This is a genomic window from Rossellomorea sp. DUT-2 (assembly GCF_052665285.1).
Genome location: NZ_JBQPEO010000005.1, coordinates 1 through 19,416, shown reverse-complemented (window position 1 = coordinate 19,416; position 19,416 = coordinate 1). Strand labels below are relative to the sequence as shown.

The 19,416-nt window shown below is 40.7% G+C and carries 16 protein-coding genes and 1 rRNA gene; 9 read left to right on the top strand and 8 right to left on the bottom strand.

What is annotated here, in order from left to right:
• Positions 1 to 39 precede the first annotated feature (39 nt).
• The 8 genes from noc to rpmH form a co-directional block, all read right to left on the bottom strand.
• Positions 40 to 903: a nucleoid occlusion protein gene (gene noc / locus ACOSV2_RS17880; RefSeq protein WP_149154947.1), complete on the bottom strand. Its 864-nt coding sequence runs from the start codon at positions 901 to 903 to the stop codon at positions 40 to 42.
• Positions 904 to 1,027: 124 nt separating this feature from the next.
• Entirely contained in the window at positions 1,028 to 1,741 is a 714-nt protein-coding gene (rsmG, locus tag ACOSV2_RS17875; RefSeq protein WP_428976310.1) for a 16S rRNA (guanine(527)-N(7))-methyltransferase RsmG, read from the bottom strand.
• A 21-nt stretch (positions 1,742 to 1,762) separates the two neighbouring features.
• On the bottom strand, positions 1,763 to 3,655 hold the full coding sequence (gene mnmG / locus ACOSV2_RS17870) for a tRNA uridine-5-carboxymethylaminomethyl(34) synthesis enzyme MnmG (protein WP_428976309.1): 1,893 nt from the start codon (positions 3,653 to 3,655) through the stop codon (positions 1,763 to 1,765).
• A 57-nt stretch (positions 3,656 to 3,712) separates the two neighbouring features.
• Entirely contained in the window at positions 3,713 to 5,098 is a 1,386-nt protein-coding gene (gene mnmE, locus ACOSV2_RS17865) for a tRNA uridine-5-carboxymethylaminomethyl(34) synthesis GTPase MnmE (RefSeq protein ID WP_428976308.1), read from the bottom strand.
• Positions 5,099 to 5,418: 320 nt separating this feature from the next.
• The gene (gene jag, locus ACOSV2_RS17860) at positions 5,419 to 6,036 is read right to left on the bottom strand and encodes an RNA-binding cell elongation regulator Jag/EloR (RefSeq protein ID WP_397553589.1); all 618 of its coding nucleotides are present in this window, start codon (positions 6,034 to 6,036) and stop codon (positions 5,419 to 5,421) included.
• Positions 6,033 to 6,821, bottom strand: a complete 789-nt coding sequence (spoIIIJ, locus tag ACOSV2_RS17855) for a YidC family membrane integrase SpoIIIJ (RefSeq protein WP_113969418.1) — start codon at positions 6,819 to 6,821, stop codon at positions 6,033 to 6,035. The genes jag and spoIIIJ overlap by 4 nt, the downstream gene beginning before the upstream one ends.
• A gap of 134 nt (positions 6,822 to 6,955) precedes the next feature.
• On the bottom strand, positions 6,956 to 7,330 hold the full coding sequence (rnpA, locus tag ACOSV2_RS17850) for a ribonuclease P protein component (RefSeq protein WP_324746163.1): 375 nt from the start codon (positions 7,328 to 7,330) through the stop codon (positions 6,956 to 6,958).
• A gap of 165 nt (positions 7,331 to 7,495) precedes the next feature.
• Positions 7,496 to 7,630 (bottom strand): 50S ribosomal protein L34, encoded by a 135-nt coding sequence (gene rpmH, locus ACOSV2_RS17845; protein ID WP_034764748.1) that lies wholly within the window; start codon positions 7,628 to 7,630, stop codon positions 7,496 to 7,498.
• A 935-nt stretch (positions 7,631 to 8,565) separates the two neighbouring features.
• Here rpmH and dnaA point away from each other — a divergent pair.
• From dnaA to ACOSV2_RS17800, 9 genes are all read left to right on the top strand, one after another.
• Complete coding sequence (dnaA, locus tag ACOSV2_RS17840) at positions 8,566 to 9,912, top strand: chromosomal replication initiator protein DnaA (protein WP_324746165.1); 1,347 nt, start codon at positions 8,566 to 8,568, stop codon at positions 9,910 to 9,912.
• A gap of 205 nt (positions 9,913 to 10,117) precedes the next feature.
• On the top strand, positions 10,118 to 11,254 hold the full coding sequence (gene dnaN, locus ACOSV2_RS17835) for a DNA polymerase III subunit beta (RefSeq protein ID WP_113969421.1): 1,137 nt from the start codon (positions 10,118 to 10,120) through the stop codon (positions 11,252 to 11,254).
• Between the two features lie 243 nt (positions 11,255 to 11,497).
• A complete protein-coding gene (gene yaaA, locus ACOSV2_RS17830; RefSeq protein ID WP_044340280.1) occupies positions 11,498 to 11,716 on the top strand; it encodes a S4 domain-containing protein YaaA in 219 nt (72 codons plus the stop codon).
• A gap of 17 nt (positions 11,717 to 11,733) precedes the next feature.
• Positions 11,734 to 12,852, top strand: coding sequence for a DNA replication/repair protein RecF (gene recF, locus ACOSV2_RS17825; RefSeq protein WP_428976307.1), 1,119 nt, complete (start codon positions 11,734 to 11,736; stop codon positions 12,850 to 12,852).
• A 9-nt stretch (positions 12,853 to 12,861) separates the two neighbouring features.
• A complete protein-coding gene (gene remB, locus ACOSV2_RS17820; protein WP_113969423.1) occupies positions 12,862 to 13,116 on the top strand; it encodes an extracellular matrix regulator RemB in 255 nt (84 codons plus the stop codon).
• A 47-nt stretch (positions 13,117 to 13,163) separates the two neighbouring features.
• The gene (gene gyrB, locus ACOSV2_RS17815) at positions 13,164 to 15,080 is read left to right on the top strand and encodes a DNA topoisomerase (ATP-hydrolyzing) subunit B (protein WP_397553763.1); all 1,917 of its coding nucleotides are present in this window, start codon (positions 13,164 to 13,166) and stop codon (positions 15,078 to 15,080) included.
• Between the two features lie 108 nt (positions 15,081 to 15,188).
• The gene (gene gyrA / locus ACOSV2_RS17810) at positions 15,189 to 17,732 is read left to right on the top strand and encodes a DNA gyrase subunit A (protein WP_428976306.1); all 2,544 of its coding nucleotides are present in this window, start codon (positions 15,189 to 15,191) and stop codon (positions 17,730 to 17,732) included.
• Between the two features lie 134 nt (positions 17,733 to 17,866).
• Entirely contained in the window at positions 17,867 to 18,949 is a 1,083-nt protein-coding gene (locus tag ACOSV2_RS17805) for an HD-GYP domain-containing protein (RefSeq protein ID WP_428976305.1), read from the top strand.
• A gap of 333 nt (positions 18,950 to 19,282) precedes the next feature.
• Positions 19,283 to 19,416, top strand: a 16S ribosomal RNA gene (locus ACOSV2_RS17800); the annotation flags it as partial.

Sequence of the window (19,416 nt, the reverse complement as noted above, 5' to 3'; positions counted from 1 at the left end):
AAACCAATCCGATATGTTTCTCACTTTTAGACTACGAATCTATTTTTTTTTAGGAATACGGATGGTGAATTGATAGAATTCCTCATGTTCTTCTTCTTCAGAGTCCAGATTGATCCCGCTGTCCGATACCATGGAGAGAGATTGACGAATCGTATTCACAGCTATTCTCATATCCTTACTGAAGGCTTTTCGTTTCGGTTTAGGCTTTTGAGTCGTTCCTTCTTGCATTTTCACAACCCGGTCTTCGGTTTGTTTGACATTCAAGCTTTTTTCAATGATTTCCTGAAGGAGCTGGATCTGCTTTTCGGCATTCTTCAGTGGAATCAAAGCCCTGGCATGACGTTCTGTTATTAGTTTATCTAATAAGGCTGATTGAATTTCTTCTGGAAGCTTAAGGAGACGAAGCTTGTTCGCCACAGTCGATTGTCCTTTTCCTAAGCGTTGAGCAAGGGCTTCTTGAGTTAAATCATGTAACTCCAACAGTTTCCCATACGCAATGGCTTCTTCTATAGGAGAGAGTTCTTCCCTTTGTAAGTTTTCAATTAATGCAACAGATGCTGTTTCTGTATCATTAAGATTCTTTACAATGGCCGGTACGGTGTCCCAGCCAAGCTTCTGAACGGCTCTGTATCGACGTTCACCTGCAATGATTTCAAACTGCTCATCATCATATTGTCTAACCACAATCGGTTGGATAATACCATGAGTATGAATCGTTCTGGATAACTCTTCTATCTTTTCATCATTGAACACTGTTCTTGGTTGAAAGCGATTAGGGATGATTTGTGAGACGGGTATCTTTTTCACTTCATCTCGATCTTCTTCCACTACATTTGATTCTTCAGATTCAACATCTTGCTCCTTTTCACCTAGGCCAAAAAAACGAGAGAAAGGATGCTTCATCTTCCTACACCACCTTTAAGAAACTCCCTTTATTAATATTCTCTAAAATATGACCAGTTCCTGCCTATGCTGAGATTTTCACGGCTTGATCCTTGACATCACGGCAGGAGAACCATTCATATTATTATAACGGTAATTTATTGGGTGTCCCAGGTTTTCTGGGATATTTGTTAGGCGTTTCTTTCACTTTGTCGATCTTCACGATATTTCTTTCACTTTCCTCTTCCGGTAAAACGAACGAATACATTTTATCTGTTTGTCCACCCAGCATGCCAATTGCTTTCTTCGCATTGGATAGCTCCTCTTTCACGTTTGAAGCCTTCATCGCTACAAATAAGCCGCCCTTTTTAACTAGTGGCAAACATAATTCACTTAAAACAGACATTCTGGCAACGGCTCTTGCTGTAACCATATCATACTTTTCACGATGAGCCTTGTTTTTACCAAAAGTCTCAGCACGATCATGATAGAAATTCGTATGATCAAGTCCTAACTCATCTGATAAATGGTTTAAGAACGTAATCCGCTTGTTCAAGGAATCAACAATTGAGATATGTAAGTGCGGGAAGCATATTTTAAGAGGGATACTCGGAAAACCGGCTCCTGCCCCAACATCACAAAGAGTTGTCACCTCGGTGAAATCAACATAAAAAGCTGCACTGATCGAATCGTAAAAATGCTTTAAATAAACATCTTCCTTTTCAGTGATGGCCGTCAGGTTCATTTTTTCATTCCATTCAACCAGCAATTCATAATAGCGCTCAAACTGATTTAATTGCTCAGGAGAAAGGGAGATCCCCTTCTCCTCAAGCATTGATTGAAATTCATTTACATTCATGAAATTATCCTTCCTTTACCTCTATTGATCACCTGATACTTTTGCGATTTTCCCTTGCTCGATATAGACGAGTAAAATAGAGATGTCTGCAGGATTCACTCCTGAAATCCGGGAAGCCTGTGCAAGAGAAAGGGGCTGGACCTCGATTAATTTCTGTCTTGCTTCAGATGCTAAACCGCTAATGGCGCTGTAATCAATGTTTTCAGGAATTCTTTTGTTTTCCATCTTCTTCATTTTATCGACCTGTTGAAGGGATTTTTCAATATAGCCTTCATATTTCACTTGGATTTCAACCTGTTCCTCTACATCGGGATCAAGCTCGATTTCACTTGGAACGAGTGATTTAATATGACTATAGTTCATTTCAGGGCGCTTCAGAAGATCCGCTGCTAATATGCCGTCTTTCAGCTCACTGCCGCCCGCTTCACGAATAACGGCCTGTGTTTCGTCAGTAGGTTTGATGCGGATTCCTTCCAGGCGTTTTTTCTCTGAAAAGATCGCTTCTTTTTTAGCTGTAAACCGTTCGTATCGATCATCGGAGATTAATCCTATCTTATGACCGATATCAGTCAGGCGAAGATCGGCATTGTCATGACGAAGCAACAGACGATATTCAGCACGGGAAGTCAATAGACGATAAGGTTCGTTCGTCCCTTTTGTCACAAGATCATCGATTAAGACCCCGATATACGCATCAGAGCGGCTTAAGATAACCTCTTCTTTGTCCAGGGCACGGCACGCAGCATTGATCCCTGCCATCAGACCTTGTCCAGCTGCTTCTTCATAACCGGACGTTCCGTTGATTTGTCCCGCTGTATAAAGATTTTTTATTTTTTTCGTTTCAAGGGTCGGCCATAATTGAGTCGGTACGATGGAATCATACTCAATCGCATACCCGGCACGCATCATCTGTACTTCCTCAAGACCCGGGATGGTTTGAAGAATCTTTTGTTGTACGTCTTCAGGTAAACTCGTCGATAATCCCTGTACATAGACTTCTTGTGTGTTTCGTCCTTCAGGCTCCAAGAAAATCTGGTGACGCGGTTTATCATGGAAACGTACGACTTTATCTTCAATGGAAGGACAGTAACGCGGTCCAGTTCCTTTAATCATTCCAGAATACATCGGAGAACGATGCAGGTTGTCATCAATCAATTGATGAGTGTGTTCGTTCGTATATGTTAACCAACATGGAAGTTGATCGGTAATATATTTCGTCGTTTCATAGCTGAAGGCACGGGGAACATCATCACCTGGTTGAATTTCAGTTTTCGAGTAATCGATTGTCGAACTATTCACTCGCGGTGGCGTCCCTGTTTTGAAACGAACAGTATCAAAGCCTAATTCATGTAAATGATCAGAAAGTCTGATGGAAGGTTGTTGATTATTAGGACCGCTTGAATATTTCAGATCTCCTAATATGATTTCACCACGCAGGAATGTACCCGTTGTAATGACGACTGTTTTCGCCCGGTAGGCAGCGCCCGTCATCGTTACGACACCTTTACATTCATCATCTTCAACAATCAATTCCTCAACCATTCCTTGAAGCAAGGTCATATTCGGTTCATTTTCGATCATGCGTTTCATTTCATGCTGATAAAGGAATTTATCCGCCTGAGCCCGTAATGCCCGGACAGCCGGACCTTTTCCTGTATTCAACATTCTCATTTGTATATGTGTTTTATCTATATTACGCCCCATTTCTCCACCCAGAGCGTCAATCTCTCTTACAACGATCCCTTTTGCCGGTCCCCCAACAGATGGATTACATGGCATAAAGGCGACCATATCCAAGTTAATGGTGACCATTAACGTTTTAGCTCCCATACGGGCAGAAGCAAGTCCTGCTTCAACTCCCGCATGGCCAGCACCAATGACAATGACATCATATTGCCCTGCGTCATATTGCATGGTTTATTTTTTCCTCCTTGTAGGACCTTGAATTCAAAGTCCACATTATAATAGTATTTATTTCCCTAAGCAGAATTGAGAAAACAGCTGATCAATCAGGCTTTCATGAACGCTCTCTCCAATGATTTCACCTAAAAGCTCCCACGTTCTGGTTAAGTCAATTTGAGCGATATCGATGGGAGTGCCCATTTCTACGCTATTGATGGCTTCATTAATCGCGAGGGAAGCTTGATTGAGCAGAGCAATGTGACGGCTATTGGACACATATGTCATATCCCCGGATTCGATGGAACCGGCAAAGAATAAAGAAGAAATGGCTTCTTCCAGTTCATCGATCCCTTGCTCTTCAAGTAAAGCCGTTGTGACCAGCTGATGATTTTCCGCCAGTTTTCTTACTTTATCTATATCAATCTTCTGTGGCAGATCCGTTTTGTTCACGATGACAATAACGTCCATTCCTCTTACCGCTTCGAAAAGCTGTTCATCTTCAGGAGTCAATTCGTCCGCATAGTTGAGTACGAGTAAAATTAAATCCGCTTCTTTCAATACTTGTCGTGAACGTTCCACACCGATTCGTTCTACAATGTCTTCTGTTTCACGAATCCCGGCTGTATCAACCAGACGTAACGGAACACCGCGTACATTCACGTATTCTTCAATCACATCCCGGGTTGTCCCGGGGATATCGGTTACGATCGCCTTATTTTCATGAACAAGACTGTTCAATAGAGAGGACTTCCCTACATTTGGCCGTCCGATGATCACGGTAGAAAGACCTTCTCTCAGAATTTTCCCCTGCTCTGATGTTCGGACCAACTTGTCAATTTCGTCACGGACGTGTTTGGATTTCTCCAACAGTACGTGATGCGTCATTTCTTCTACGTCATCATACTCCGGATAATCGATATTCACTTCTACATGAGCCAGCGTTTCAAGAATTTCCTGACGAAGCTTTCGAATCAAATTGGAAAGTCGGCCCTCCATTTGATTAAGGGCTACATTCATCGCCCGATCGGTTTTTGCCCGAATAAGATCCATCACCGCTTCTGCCTGGGAAAGGTCAATTCGTCCGTTCAAGAACGCCCGTTTCGTAAATTCACCCGGCTCTGCAAGGCGGGCTCCATTTTTCAATACGAGCTGCAATACTTTATTGACCGACACAAGTCCTCCGTGGCAGTTAATTTCTATAATATCTTCACGGGTGAAGGTTTTTGGCCCCCTCATGACAGAAACCATGACTTCTTCCACCACTTGCTCTGTGTCCGGATCGATAATATGTCCATAATGGATGGTATGAGAAGCAAATTCTTTCATAGAGCTTCCTTTCATACCCTTAAAGACCTTATCACCGATATCGAAGGCTTGATCACCGCTTAAACGCACGATCGCAATCGCCCCTTCACCCATCGGCGTGGAAATAGCAGCAATTGTATCAAACTCCATTGTATTCACCTCTCTTATTTCTTAGTTGATCTATTTATAAATGAATTATAGTAGAGAGCAAAGTTTCCCCAAATTATTAGAATATCACAATCCTATTTAATACTAAAGAAAGGAAACCCTCTATTCGTCACCAAATAATGTTATCCACACAGATAACACTTCATCTCTATTATTTTAACTTATCCACATGTGAATAACAATAAACCGGGATGAAAATAAGAATCCACAAGGTTGCGACGCGGCAGCATGGGAAGAAATATAAAGGGGTTGCCTGGATTGCAAAAAAAAAAAACGATTCCCCGAAAGGAATCGTCTCTTAATTATTTTGGAGCAATCACAATATAACGATTGGGTTCCCTGCCTTCTGAATGTGTATCAACAGTAGTCGAATCAACTAATGCTGTATGAATCACTTTTCTTTCATAGGAAGGCATTGGTTCTAATGAAACGGAACGATTTGTGCGCAATGCTTTCTCTGCTAATCGTTCCGCCAGGTTTGTTAACGTTTGCTTACGTCTTTCACGATAGTTCTCCGCATCTAAAAGGATGGTGATGAACTGATCGGAAACCCGATTGGCAATCAGTTGAGTTAAATGTTGAAGAGCATTCAACGTTTGTCCTCTTTTTCCTATTAATAGAGCCATTTTTTCACCGGAAATGTTGAACTCAACATCTCTTCCGTCTCTTTTCACTTCTATGGAAGCGTTCACTCCCATTTCATGTGCAACAGATAGAAGAAAATCTTTCGCTTCATTTACCGGATCCATCGCTTTTTTGACTTGTACGACAGCAGGTCTTCCACCAAACAATCCGAACAAGCCTTTTTTACCTTGATCAATGACGTCAATTTCTGCTTCTTCTTTGGTGATATTCAGTTGAGACAAGGCTGATTCAATGGCTTCTTCCACCGTTTGACCAGTCGCTTCTACTTCTCTCACTTTTTCTTTCCTCCCGAATTCCCACCAGCTTTAGCGGTTTGCGCTTCTTTGATTTCAGGTCCTTTAATGAAATACGTTTGAACAATCATAAATAGATTTCCGACTACCCAGTAAAGGGATAGAGCTGCAGGGAAGTTAATCGCAAAAATGATGATCATGACCGGCATGATATAAAGCATCATCGCCATTTGCGGATTTTGATTCGCTGTACCCGCCATCATTAATTTCTGTTGGATGAACGTTGTTATACCTGCTACTAAAGGTAAAATGTAGTACGGATCCGGGTTACCAAGATCGAACCACAGGAAATTATGAGCTTTAATTTCTTCTGTCCTCACGATCGCATGGTAGAAACCAATTAAAATCGGCATTTGAACGATCAACGGGAAACAACCCGCCAGCGGATTAACCCCGTGACTTTGGAATAAAGCCATCGTTTCTTGTTGAAGCTTTTGTTGAGTTTGTGCATCTTTAGAGCTATATTTTTCACGCAGCTTTTTCATTTCCGGTTGCAATGCCTGCATGGCTTTTGAATTTTTCGTTTGTTTAATCATTAATGGCAGAATCGCTAAACGAATGATCAATGTAACAATGACAATGGCCAATCCATAAGAACCGCTCATGAACTCAGCTACCATTGTAATTAATTGTGATAAAGGATAGACAATATATTCATTCCATATTCCGCTACTCTCAGGTGTTATAGGCTGATTATATTCCGTACAACCTGATAGTATAGCCATTAGCCCAATGATTCCCATCAGGGCTATCATTCTCTTTTTCACCCTTAATTTCCTCCCTACTAATATCTTTCAAGTTAAATGTAAAACAGGTCTCTCTACTGAAAAAGTACAATCTCTCGTATTGTAACATCTTTTCATAGGCTTGTGATGACGAAACCTGTCAATATCGTAAAATGTTATGACTTCTTTCTAACATGTTTTCCATTAGAGGATCTTTTCAACACTTTTCCTCTTTTGAGCACATGGGTGAGGCTGCCCTTCACCTCATGGAAATTCATTTCGGCCGCCGGTTTTCTGGCGATGATTAAGTAATCGTACTGATCTTTTACATCTTCTTGTAATTCTAAGAAAGCTTGTCTGACATATCGTTTAATTTGGTTTCGACAAACAGCGTTTCCAATTTTCTTACTCACGGAGATTCCAATTCGAAATGGTTGAGGCTCTTCTTTCTTCAATAGATATAAGACGAATTGCCGATTGGCAAAGGATGTTCCTTTTTTGAATATCTCCTGGAACTCTTTATTCTTCTTCACTCTCTGATCTTTCCGCATTGACCACACCTAATTTTCATTTTTGTCTTGATGTATCCTCGACATTATTGGCTCATTCATTTGAAATTATAAGTAATTTTTCTCTTAAAACAAAATACGAACTAGCCAAATTGTCTTTTCACTTGGGATAAAGGAAAAAAAAGACCACTGAGTCAGTTCAGTGGTCTAGGCAGATAATACTTTTCTTCCTTTGCTACGACGACGAGCTAAAACATTACGTCCGTTTTTAGAGCTCATACGTGCACGGAAACCGTGGTTCTTTTTTCTTTTACGATTATTTGGTTGAAACGTTCTTTTCATCTATTACACCTCCCTGAAGGATATCTTTATAAAAGTTAAAGACATTCCTCACTATTATAAAGACGGTACCCATAAAAAGTCAACACTCATATTATTTTTCTTTTTAAAACAAGTGAGTGCTGGTTGATTTCCGCTCCAGGTGCTCGCTTTCCGCGGGGCGTGAGTTGAGCCTCCTCGGGCTTTGCCCTGCGGGGTCTCAACTGTCTAGCTACGGCGGCTAGCCCCTCGAGGTCATAAGCTAAATGGGCCAAGAAGGCAAAAAGCGCCTTCCCGGCCCATTCATCTTATGCTTGTCGGGGCTGGTCGAGCCGCCTCTGCTTTTCGTACTTTCACGCTATTCCCGCAGGAGTCGAGCACCTTCCGCTCCAATCAACTTTCTGAGCATGATGTTTTTATAAATCTAAAATCAATTAGTTTTTTAATTTCAATAAAACATCGCCTTATCAATCAACTAAATTTCTTTTTGATCCTCTCCTTCTACAAACACTATTCCATTCCTCTATCAAACCTGCCTGTGGATAGGATTCGACAGGTTTTTAAATTATCCACAACACATACTGACAACTTTTTCACAAGTTCTTGGGTTGTGGACAATTTCATTCCACAAGGGGTGGTAGCTTGTGGATAAAATTTAAAAAGCATTGCACCTCTAAGGATATTTTGATATGATTATTGTGTTTTCACTCTTGATAACTAGGTTCATGGAAATAACTTATCCACAAAATGTGGATATCATGTGGGTAACTTATACAGAGGGTTTGTAAAACGTTGTCCACAAGTGGTGGATATTGTCGAAAAACCATTTTCTTTCCTTATTATATATATTTTCCACATTCATTGTTTTGTATTTTTATAAAATAGCGAGAGTTGACGGATTTTATAGCATGTAATTGTTGTACAGAAGTTATACAAACTGAGAAAAGGAGGGATCAGGATTGGAGAATATCGGGGATCTTTGGAGCAAAGCCTTAGAAAGCATCGAAAAAAAGATAAGTAAACCGAGCTTTGATACTTGGTTAAAATCGACTAAGGCACATTCCATTCAAGGTGACACACTTGTCATTACAGCTCCAAATGAATTTGCACGAGATTGGCTGGAAGGACGCTACTCTCAATTAATCTCCGGGGTTTTGTATGATATTACGGGCGAAGAGTTGGTCGTGAAATTTATCATTCCACAAAATCAGGAGCCGGAAGAATTTGATATTCAATTACCTCCAAAGAAGTCGATGAAAGACGACGAGCAACAGGATATCAATCAAAATATGCTGAATGCAAAATACACATTTGACACCTTTGTTATCGGTTCGGGCAACCGTTTCGCCCATGCCGCATCTTTGGCTGTGGCTGAAGCACCTGCCAAAGCCTATAATCCCTTGTTTATTTATGGTGGAGTAGGACTGGGAAAAACTCACTTAATGCATGCGATCGGACATTATGTACTGGAGCATAATCCTGCTGCTAAAGTGGTTTATCTATCCTCTGAGAAATTCACAAACGAATTCATTAACTCCATCCGTGACAATAAAGCAGTCGATTTCCGCAACAAATACCGCAGCGTTGATGTTTTATTAATAGATGACATTCAATTTTTAGCAGGTAAAGAACAAACGCAAGAGGAATTTTTCCATACTTTTAATACCTTACATGAAGAAAGCAAGCAGATTGTCATTTCAAGTGATCGGCCACCGAAAGAAATTCCGACACTCGAAGACAGACTTCGTTCACGATTTGAATGGGGACTGATTACAGACATCACTCCTCCAGATCTCGAGACGAGAATTGCCATTTTACGAAAAAAGGCAAAGGCTGAAGGATTGGACATTCCAAATGAAGCCATGCTTTATATAGCTAATCAAATCGATTCCAACATTCGTGAGTTAGAGGGCGCTTTAATCCGGGTTGTTGCCTACTCTTCTCTTATAAATAAAGATATTAATGCTGATCTGGCAGCCGAAGCTTTGAAAGATATCATTCCAAGCTCCAAACCACGGGTTATTACCATCCAGGAAATTCAACGTGTCGTTGGAGAGCACTTCAATGTGAAGCTCGAAGACTTTAAAGCTAAGAAACGAACAAAATCCATCGCCTTTCCACGACAGATTGCTATGTATCTATCCAGGGAGATGACGGATTCTTCACTTCCAAAGATCGGAGAAGAGTTCGGCGGCCGGGATCACACGACCGTCATTCATGCTCATGAGAAGATCAGTACATTGCTGGGGGCGGATGCGCTTCTTCAGCAGCAATTGAAAGAAATTCGTGAGTCTTTAAAGAGTTAATCTTACACACAAATAAACTGGATAATGTGAATAACTAAGACAAACTAGCACACAGTCTGTCCACATGTGGATAGGCTGTGTTTACGTTGAATTCACACACTTATCCACATATCAACAGGCCCTACTACTTCTATTACTATTTTTAAATAAATTATTAGTATATGATTCAGTCCATAAAATTATGTGCAAATTGGAGGAATAAATCATGAAATTTGTTATTCAAAGGGACTATCTTGTCCAAAGTGTTCAGGATGTCATGAAAGCTGTAACGTCAAGAACAACGATTCCCATTCTTACCGGAATAAAAATCATCGCCACTGAAGATGGCGTAACATTAACAGGCAGTGATTCAGATATTTCAATCGAGTCCTTTATTCCAAATGAAGAAGAGGGTTCAGACATTGTTGAAATCATGGAAACTGGAGGAATTGTCCTTCAGGCTAAGTTCTTCAGTGAGATTGTCAAGAAATTACCTAAAGATACGGTGGAAATTGAAGTTCAAAATCATTTCCAAACCGTTATTCGTTCAGGGCAGGCAGAATTTAATTTAAACGGGTTAGATCCAGAAGAGTACCCGCATCTTCCTCAAATCGAAGAAGGGAACGGGATCAAAGTTTCGACTGATCTCTTAAAAACGATGATCAGACAAACGGTATTCGCAGTGTCCACCTCAGAAACACGCCCCATCTTGACAGGTGTAAACTGTCAGATTGAAAATGGGGAACTGAGCTGTATTGCAACAGATAGTCACCGACTTGCGATGAGAAAGGCACCGATTGAAACCAATCATGATGCTTCTTACAATATTGTGATTCCAGGGAAAAGCTTAAACGAGCTGAATAAAATCCTTGATGATACAGAAGAGCCTGTTGAAATCGTGATCACTGAAAATCAAGTGCTGTTCAAAGCGAAACACCTACTATTCTTCTCAAGATTATTAGAAGGGAATTATCCTGATACCAGTCGATTGATTCCTTCAGATACAAAAACAGAGCTAACGCTTAATACGAAAGAATTTTTACAAGCGATAGACCGTGCATCGCTACTTGCCAGAGAAGGAAGAAACAACGTAGTGAAACTTTCAACTCTGGATGGCGGTATGATTGAGATTTCGTCTAACACACCGGAGATCGGGAAAGTAATCGAACAGGTGAAAAGTCAATCCATTGAAGGGGAGGAACTGAAGATTTCCTTTAGTGCGAAATATATGATGGACGCATTAAAAGCCATTGAAGGTACAGAAATCTATGTAAACTTCACCGGGGCCATGAGACCTTTCGTATTGAAACCACTTCATGATGATTCCATTCTTCAACTGATTCTTCCAGTAAGAACGTACTAATGAATAGACAAGAGCCGATGCCTTTCACATGTGGTATTGGCTCTTTTTTTACACTTTAACTGGTAATTGAAGGAACCCCTCTCGTCGATTCCTTTCAAAAATAGCGTCTAATCAATGAAAAATCCAATGATGACAAGGACAAATGGATCTACGAGTCCTTGCTGATTTTTCGTTAGTTGTGACTTAACTCCATTTAGAGTAAAATAAGATATTAGAGACTTTATACGGAAAGTAGTGATTTTAGTGGCGAAAGAGATCACCATTGAAACGGAAATCATCACATTGGGGCAATTCCTGAAGCTAGCTGAAGTAATTCAGTCCGGCGGGATGGCAAAGTGGTTCTTAAGTGAATATGAAGTATACATAAATGGCGAACAAGACCAAAGAAGAGGAAGAAAACTCACAATTGGTGACACAATTGAAATTCCCGAAGTAGGAGTATTTGTGGTTGCTGGAGAATAATAAAGGGTGTTATTTCCATGTACATTGAACAATTAGAATTAAGAAACTATCGGAATTACGAATCAATCGACGTGAGTTTCGAAAATAAGGTGAACGTAATTCTTGGAGAGAATGCTCAAGGAAAGACGAATATTATGGAGTCTATCTATGTACTGGCAATGGCTAAATCCCACCGGACCTCAAATGATAAAGATTTAATCCGTTGGGACGAGGAATATGCTAAAATAAAAGGTAGGATTCAGAAATATAACGGTGCGTTACCATTGGAGCTTATCCTCTCGAAAAAGGGGAAAAAAGCGAAAAGCAATCACCTTGAGCAATCTAAATTAAGTCAATATGTCGGCAATATGAATGTTGTCATGTTTGCGCCTGAAGATCTCCATTTAGTAAAAGGGAGCCCTCAAGTAAGGCGTCGTTTTATTGATATGGAAATCGGTCAGGTTTCTCCTGTTTATTTACATGATATCAGCCTTTATCAAAAAATATTACAGCAACGGAACCATTATCTGAAACAATTGCAAACGAGAAAACAAAAAGACCAGACCATGCTGGATGTCTTGACGGAACAGTTCATAGAGATGGCTGTGAAAATTACGAAAAAGCGCTTTGAGTTCGTTCAGCTATTAGAAAGTTGGGCAAAACCGATCCATTCCGGGATTTCAAGGAACTTAGAAACCTTAGAAATCGTATATAAACCGTCTTTAGATGTATCAGATAATCAAGAATGGTCAAAAATGGTAGATATATATGAACAGAAATTTAATGGTATCCGCGAGCGGGAAATTGATCGCGGTGTGACCCTGATCGGACCACATAGGGACGATCTTCAATTTATTGTGAATGGACGGGATGTTCAAACATTCGGATCGCAGGGGCAGCAACGAACAACGGCCCTCTCTGTGAAGCTTGCAGAAATTGAGCTGATTCATTCTGAAATCAAAGAATATCCCATCTTACTTCTTGATGATGTCTTATCTGAATTAGATGATTATCGACAGTCACATTTATTAAATACCATCCAGGGAAAAGTTCAAACCTTTGTCACGACGACAAACGTGGATGGGATTGATCATCAAACCTTAAACGAAGCCACTACTTTTGAAGTGGAAGCCGGATCAATGAAAAGATTGAAATGAGGTGTTACCTTGTACATACATGTTGGAGAAGATGTCATGGTACGTACAGATGAAATCATCGCTATTATTGATCGAGACACCGTTCAATTTTCAGAAGAAATTCAACACTTTTTAAAAACGAAAGATAAAAACCTTTGTAATCTTGCAAAGGGTTCATATAAATCTCTTGTGATCACGTCGAATCAGTTGTATCTTTCACCACTGGCATCAAGTACGTTAAAGAAACGATCAAAGAAATACTCAAACTATGAGAATTTATTATAGAAATATAAAGCCCTGAGGTTAGAAAGTGTAGGTGAATCAGTATGGCTATGGAACAAAAGCAAGGTCAATCCTATGATGAAAATCAGATTCAGGTTTTAGAAGGATTAGAGGCCGTTCGTAAAAGACCTGGTATGTATATTGGATCAACAAGCGGAAGAGGTTTACATCATTTGGTGTGGGAGATTGTTGATAACAGTATCGATGAAGCGTTAGCCGGTTACTGTAATGAAATCGAAGTCATTATCGAAGAGGATAACAGTATTACTGTCACAGATAATGGACGTGGTATCCCTGTAGGTATTCACGAAAAAATGGGACGTCCTGCCGTTGAGGTAATCATGACGGTCCTTCACGCCGGTGGTAAGTTCGGCGGCGGTGGATATAAAGTATCAGGAGGTCTTCACGGAGTTGGGGCATCAGTAGTAAATGCTCTTTCCACAGAACTTGAAGTCCATGTTCATCGTGATGGAAACATCTATTATCAAAAATTCGAAAAAGGTGTTCCGAGCTTCGATCTTAAGGTGATCGGAGAAACAGAAAAGACGGGAACGATCATTCACTTCACTCCAGATCCTGAAATCTTTACTGAAACGACGGAATACGAATATGACATACTTGCAAACCGTATTCGCGAACTGGCTTTCTTAAACAGAGGGATCCAAATCAGCATTGAAGATAAGCGCGGAGAAGGGAAACGAAGAGATTACCATTATGAAGGTGGAATTAAGTCCTACGTTGAACATCTTAATCGTTCTAAAGAAGTCATCCATGAAGAACCAATCTACATTGAAGGCGAGAAAGATGATATTACGATTGAAATCGCCATTCAATATAACGATGGTTTCGCAAGTAATCTTTATTCCTTCGCTAATAACATCCATACTCATGAAGGTGGGACCCATGAGTCCGGATTTAAAACGGCTTTAACGAGAGTCATTAACGACTATGCCCGAAAGAATCACGTGTTTAAAGAGAGCGATGCGAATCTTTCAGGGGAAGATGTTCGTGAAGGATTAACAGCGATCATCTCGATTAAACATCCTGATCCCCAATTCGAAGGTCAGACAAAAACAAAGCTCGGAAACTCAGAAGCAAGAACGATTACCGATTCCCTTTTCTCCGAGCATTTAGAAACATTCTTACTTGAAAACCCGGTTGTCGCTCGAAAAGTGGTAGAAAAAGGACTAATGGCTGCACGTGCCCGACTGGCTGCGAAAAAGGCAAGGGAGCTTACCCGTCGTAAGAGTGCCCTGGAAATCTCTAGCTTACCTGGTAAATTAGCAGACTGTTCTTCTAAAGACCCAAGCATCAGTGAAATCTACGTGGTTGAGGGTGACTCAGCCGGCGGATCTGCTAAACAAGGCCGGGATCGTCACTTCCAAGCCATCCTTCCCTTGCGTGGTAAAATTATCAACGTAGAAAAGGCACGTCTGGATAAGATCCTTTCTAATAACGAGGTTCGTGCGATTATTACAGCTCTCGGGACGGGGATTGGAGAAGACTTCAATCTGGCTAAAGCGAGATACCATAAAATCGTGATCATGACCGATGCCGACGTCGATGGCGCTCATATTCGAACGCTATTATTAACGTTCTTCTATCGTTACATGAGAAACATCATTGAAGCAGGCTATATCTACATCGCTCAACCACCTTTGTACAAAATACAACAAGGGAAGAAAATCGAGTATGCCTACAATGATAAAGAACTGGATCGCATACTTGCAGAAATCTCCCCGACGCCTAAACCTGGCATCCAGCGTTACAAAGGTCTTGGAGAGATGAACCCTGAACAACTATGGGAAACAACAATGGATCCGGAATCAAGAACCCTGCTGCAAGTAAGCCTTCAAGATGCGATCGAAGCTGACGAAACCTTTGATATCCTGATGGGTGACAAAGTAGAGCCAAGACGTAACTTCATCGAAGAAAACGCAGCGTACGTTAAGAATTTGGACATTTAAAATAAAACAATACAGGATAGACCATGTGCTATCCTGTCTTTTACATAGCGGACAAGGTAAAGAATGAGAAAGGTATAAATCTTTCTTTAAAAGGAGGTCCCTTTTACTATGGCAGAAATACCAAGATCGAATGTTAAAGAAATTAATATAAGTAGTGAAATGCGCTCGTCTTTCCTGGATTATGCGATGAGTGTTATCGTTTCCCGTGCACTACCGGATGCACGTGACGGCCTGAAACCTGTCCATCGTCGTATTTTGTATGCGATGAATGACTTGGGGATGACGGCTGAAAAAGCATACAAGAAATCAGCCCGTATCGTCGGTGAAGTAATCGGTAAGTATCACCCCCACGGTGACTCAGCTGTTTATGACACAATGGTGCGTATGGCACAGGATTTCAACTATCGTTATATGCTTGTGGACGGTCATGGTAACTTCGGTTCCGTTGATGGAGATGCAGCTGCGGCCATGCGTTACACAGAAGCACGTATGTCCAAAATCTCGATGGAACTCATTCGTGATATTAATAAAGATACAATTGATTATAAAGATAACTATGATGGTACCGAGAGAGAGCCGGAAGTGTTGCCTGCCCGTTTCCCTAACCTATTGGTAAACGGTTCTTCAGGTATCGCAGTAGGAATGGCAACGAACATTCCTCCTCATAATCTTGGAGAGGTCATCGATGGAATCCTTGCGTTAAGTAAAGATCCCGACATTACGATTCAAGAACTGATGGAATTTATCTATGGACCTGATTTCCCTACTGCAGGCCTAATTGTAGGAAGAAGCGGGATACGGCGTGCCTATGAAACAGGTAAAGGTTCCATCACCATGCGTGCCCGTGTTGAAATCGAAACTAAAAGCAATGGGAAAGAAACGATCATCGTTCATCAAATTCCTTATCAAGTGAATAAAGCGAGACTGATCGAGAAAATTGCCGATCTTGTTCGTGATAAGAAGATTGATGGCATCACTGATTTACGTGATGAATCGGACCGTAATGGTATGCGTGTCGTGATCGAAGTAAGAAAAGATGCGAATGCGAACGTCTTGCTTAATAATCTCTATAAGCAAACAGCCCTTCAAACAAGCTTCGGTATTAACCTTTTGGCACTTGTTGATGGCCAGCCAAAGGTATTGAATTTAAAAGAGTGCCTATATCATTACTTGCAACATCAACGCGTCGTCATTCGTCGTAGAACGGAATTCGAATTACGCAAAGCTGAAGCAAGAGCTCATATTTTAGAAGGTCTGCGTATCGCCTTAGATCATATTGATGAAATCATTAAACTTATCCGTGGCTCTCAAACTACGGAACTTGCGAAACAAGGTTTGATGGAGAACTTCTCTCTTTCTGACAAACAAGCTCAAGCAATCCTGGATATGCGTCTTCAACGTTTAACCGGTTTAGAACGAGAAAAAATTGAAGACGAGTATCAAGAATTATTGAAGCAGATTGCAGAATTGAAAGCGATCTTAGCAGATGATGAAAAAGTTCTGGAAATCATTCGTGAAGAGCTTATCGAAATCAAAGAACGCTTCAATGATGAAAGAAGATCAGAAATCGTAGCGGGTGGAATTGAGAATATTGAAGATGAAGACTTAATTCCAAGAGAGAACATTGTCGTATCTCTTACTCATAACGGATACATCAAGCGCCTGCCTGTCTCAACCTACCGCAGTCAAAAGCGTGGAGGAAGAGGAATCCAGGGAATGGGTACCAATGATGAAGACTTTGTTGAAAACTTACTGACAACGTCAACTCATGATACGATTCTATTCTTTACAAACAAAGGAAAAGCCTACCGTGCGAAAGGATATGAAATTCCTGAATTCAGTCGTACAGCTAAAGGACTTCCGATCATCAACCTGCTCGGGGTAGAAAAAGATGAGTGGATCAATGCCATGATTCGAGTGGAAGAATTCGTGGACGACTGGTACTTATTCTTTACTACGAAGCAAGGAATCTCAAAACGTACGCCGGTATCAGATTTCGCCAATATTCGTACGAACGGTCTAATCGCCATTAACCTTCGGGAAAACGATGAGCTCATTTCCGTCAAACTGACGGATGGAGAGAAAGATATGATCATCGGAACGAAAAAAGGTATGCTCATTCGTTTCCCTGAAACGGATGTTCGTTCAATGGGAAGAACTGCTACAGGGGTAAAAGGAATTAACCTGAGTGATGATGACATTGTTGTAGGAATGGAAATTCTGGAAGAGAAGAGCGATGTCTTAGTTGTAACGGTAAATGGATACGGTAAACGTACTCCTGCCAGTGAATATAGAGTTCAAACTCGTGGCGGTAAAGGCTTAAAAACATGTAATGTAACGGAACGTAACGGAGAGCTGGTGTCTGTTAAAGCCGTAACAGGTGAAGAAGACTTAATGATCATCACGGCCCATGGTGTCCTTATCCGTATGGATGTGAATGATATTTCTACTACAGGTCGTAACACTCAAGGAGTTAAACTGATCCGTCTTCAAGAAAGCGAATTTGTTTCAACCGTTGCCAAGGTTGAAAAAGAAGATGAAGAAGAAACGGAAGCACCAGTTGAAACTGCTGAAGGAATGGAACAACCAGATAGCGAAGATCAAACATCTTCTGAAGATGTAGAAGATATAATTGATGATACAGAAGAATAAATGAACAAGTAAGCTGTTTCCAGTAATGAAACTCTCATACTGGAAACAGCTATTTTTTTTGCGAAAAACAACTATAACCTGTTAAATTTGGTAAAATAAACTAGAAGAAAAGGTGAGAAGTGAGGTGTTCATAGTTGAAGGTACATCGTGGAGAGATACAATTAGGATGCATCGTTGCAGAAGATATTATGGGAATGGCAGTCAATCCTATTATTCCAAAGAATACAGTAATAGAAGAAGAACATCTAAATATTCTTCAAGCATTCCATATAACAGAGCTCATAATAGAGAAAACAAAAGCGGATGGACGTCCATTTAGAACTCCGGTCTCTACTGATAAGGAGATGGTGGAGGAAGAAAACAATGAGCCAGTCGGATTCATCGATCTCTATTTATTGACGATCAACGAATTCAAGAAAGAATTCATGAACTGGCAATCAGGAACGTCTGTTAATGTTGCAAGGGTGAGAGAGTTACTGCTGCCGGTGATCCAGACCGTAGAACAGAACCCTACATATGTATATTCTCTTCATCACTATTGTACGAAAAAAGATTATCTTTTTCACCATGCCATTTCAGTGGGTATCATAAGTGCCATGTTGGGAAAGAAGTTCGGCTTGAACCCTGGTCAGGTGAACCAGCTGGCTTTAGCGGGTGTCCTGGCAGACTGCGGAATGGCCAAGGTGAGCCCACGAATATTAACGAAGGAACAGCCTTTAACAGAGAGCGAATTTAAAGAAGTAAAGCTTCATACAGCCAACGGATATAAAATGGTTAAAGATAATCCATTGTTAAAAACGGAAACGAAACTGGCAATCTTTCAACATCATGAACGATTTGATGGTACCGGCTATCCGGCCTCCGAGAAAAATAATCGTATTCATCTTTACTCTCAGATTGTTGGAATCGCCGATGTATTTCATGCCATGACATCAGAAAGAATATATAGAAGCAAGCAGCCTGTATTCAAGGTGCTGGATATGATCAGTGAAGATTTATTTGGTAAATTCGATATTAAAGTCGTTAATGGTCTTCTTCAACTACTGGGAGATCTAAGAATAGGCACCTCAGTAAGGCTATCAACCGGTCAGTACGGAGAAGTCATGTATACCAAGCCAAACGCATATACAAAGCCCATCGTAAAAATAAATAAAACGGAAGAACTCGTAGACCTGTCTCGGCAAAAAGAGATTTATATATCAGAAGTTTTCGTTTAGTAATCAAGCATGTGTAAAATCAATCATACCAGCGTATTAAGTAAACCTTAGGTTAGGTAACTAATCTATGGTTTATTTATTTAGATTTACCTCTTGCAAACCTGTCCAATAGTATGTATAATATTATTTGTTGTCCGAAAGGCATTACATAACTGTTTCAGAAATAAACTTTTCTAAAATAATAAAAATACCTTGACGGTAACGACAGTAAATGATATATTATAAAGGTCGCTTCAAACGAAGCGCTTACACATTGAACCTTGAAAACTGAACAAAACAAGACAATACGTCAACGTTAATTCTAGATTTATTTTTAAAGAGCTATTCAAACTTTTATCGGAGAGTTTGATCCTGGCTCAGGACGAACGCTGGCGGCGTGCCTAATACATGCAAGTCGAGCGGATTGATGGGAGCTTGCTCCCATCAGTCAGCGGCGGACGGGTGAGTAACACGTGGGTAACCTGCCT

Coding starts and splice junctions, on each gene's coding strand:
- mnmG (WP_428976309.1), bottom strand. CDS start 3,655: ATGCAATATGACGCAGGGCAATATGATGTCATTGTCATTGGTGCTGGC.
- recF (WP_428976307.1), top strand. CDS start 11,734: ATGTACATTGAACAATTAGAATTAAGAAACTATCGGAATTACGAATCA.
- gyrA (WP_428976306.1), top strand. CDS start 15,189: ATGGCAGAAATACCAAGATCGAATGTTAAAGAAATTAATATAAGTAGT.
- rsmG (WP_428976310.1), bottom strand. CDS start 1,741: ATGAATGTAAATGAATTTCAATCAATGCTTGAGGAGAAGGGGATCTCC.
- rpmH (WP_034764748.1), bottom strand. CDS start 7,630: ATGAAAAGAACGTTTCAACCAAATAATCGTAAAAGAAAAAAGAACCAC.
- rnpA (WP_324746163.1), bottom strand. CDS start 7,330: ATGCGGAAAGATCAGAGAGTGAAGAAGAATAAAGAGTTCCAGGAGATA.
- gyrB (WP_397553763.1), top strand. CDS start 13,164: ATGGAACAAAAGCAAGGTCAATCCTATGATGAAAATCAGATTCAGGTT.
- mnmE (WP_428976308.1), bottom strand. CDS start 5,098: ATGGAGTTTGATACAATTGCTGCTATTTCCACGCCGATGGGTGAAGGG.
- noc (WP_149154947.1), bottom strand. CDS start 903: ATGAAGCATCCTTTCTCTCGTTTTTTTGGCCTAGGTGAAAAGGAGCAA.
- dnaN (WP_113969421.1), top strand. CDS start 10,118: ATGAAATTTGTTATTCAAAGGGACTATCTTGTCCAAAGTGTTCAGGAT.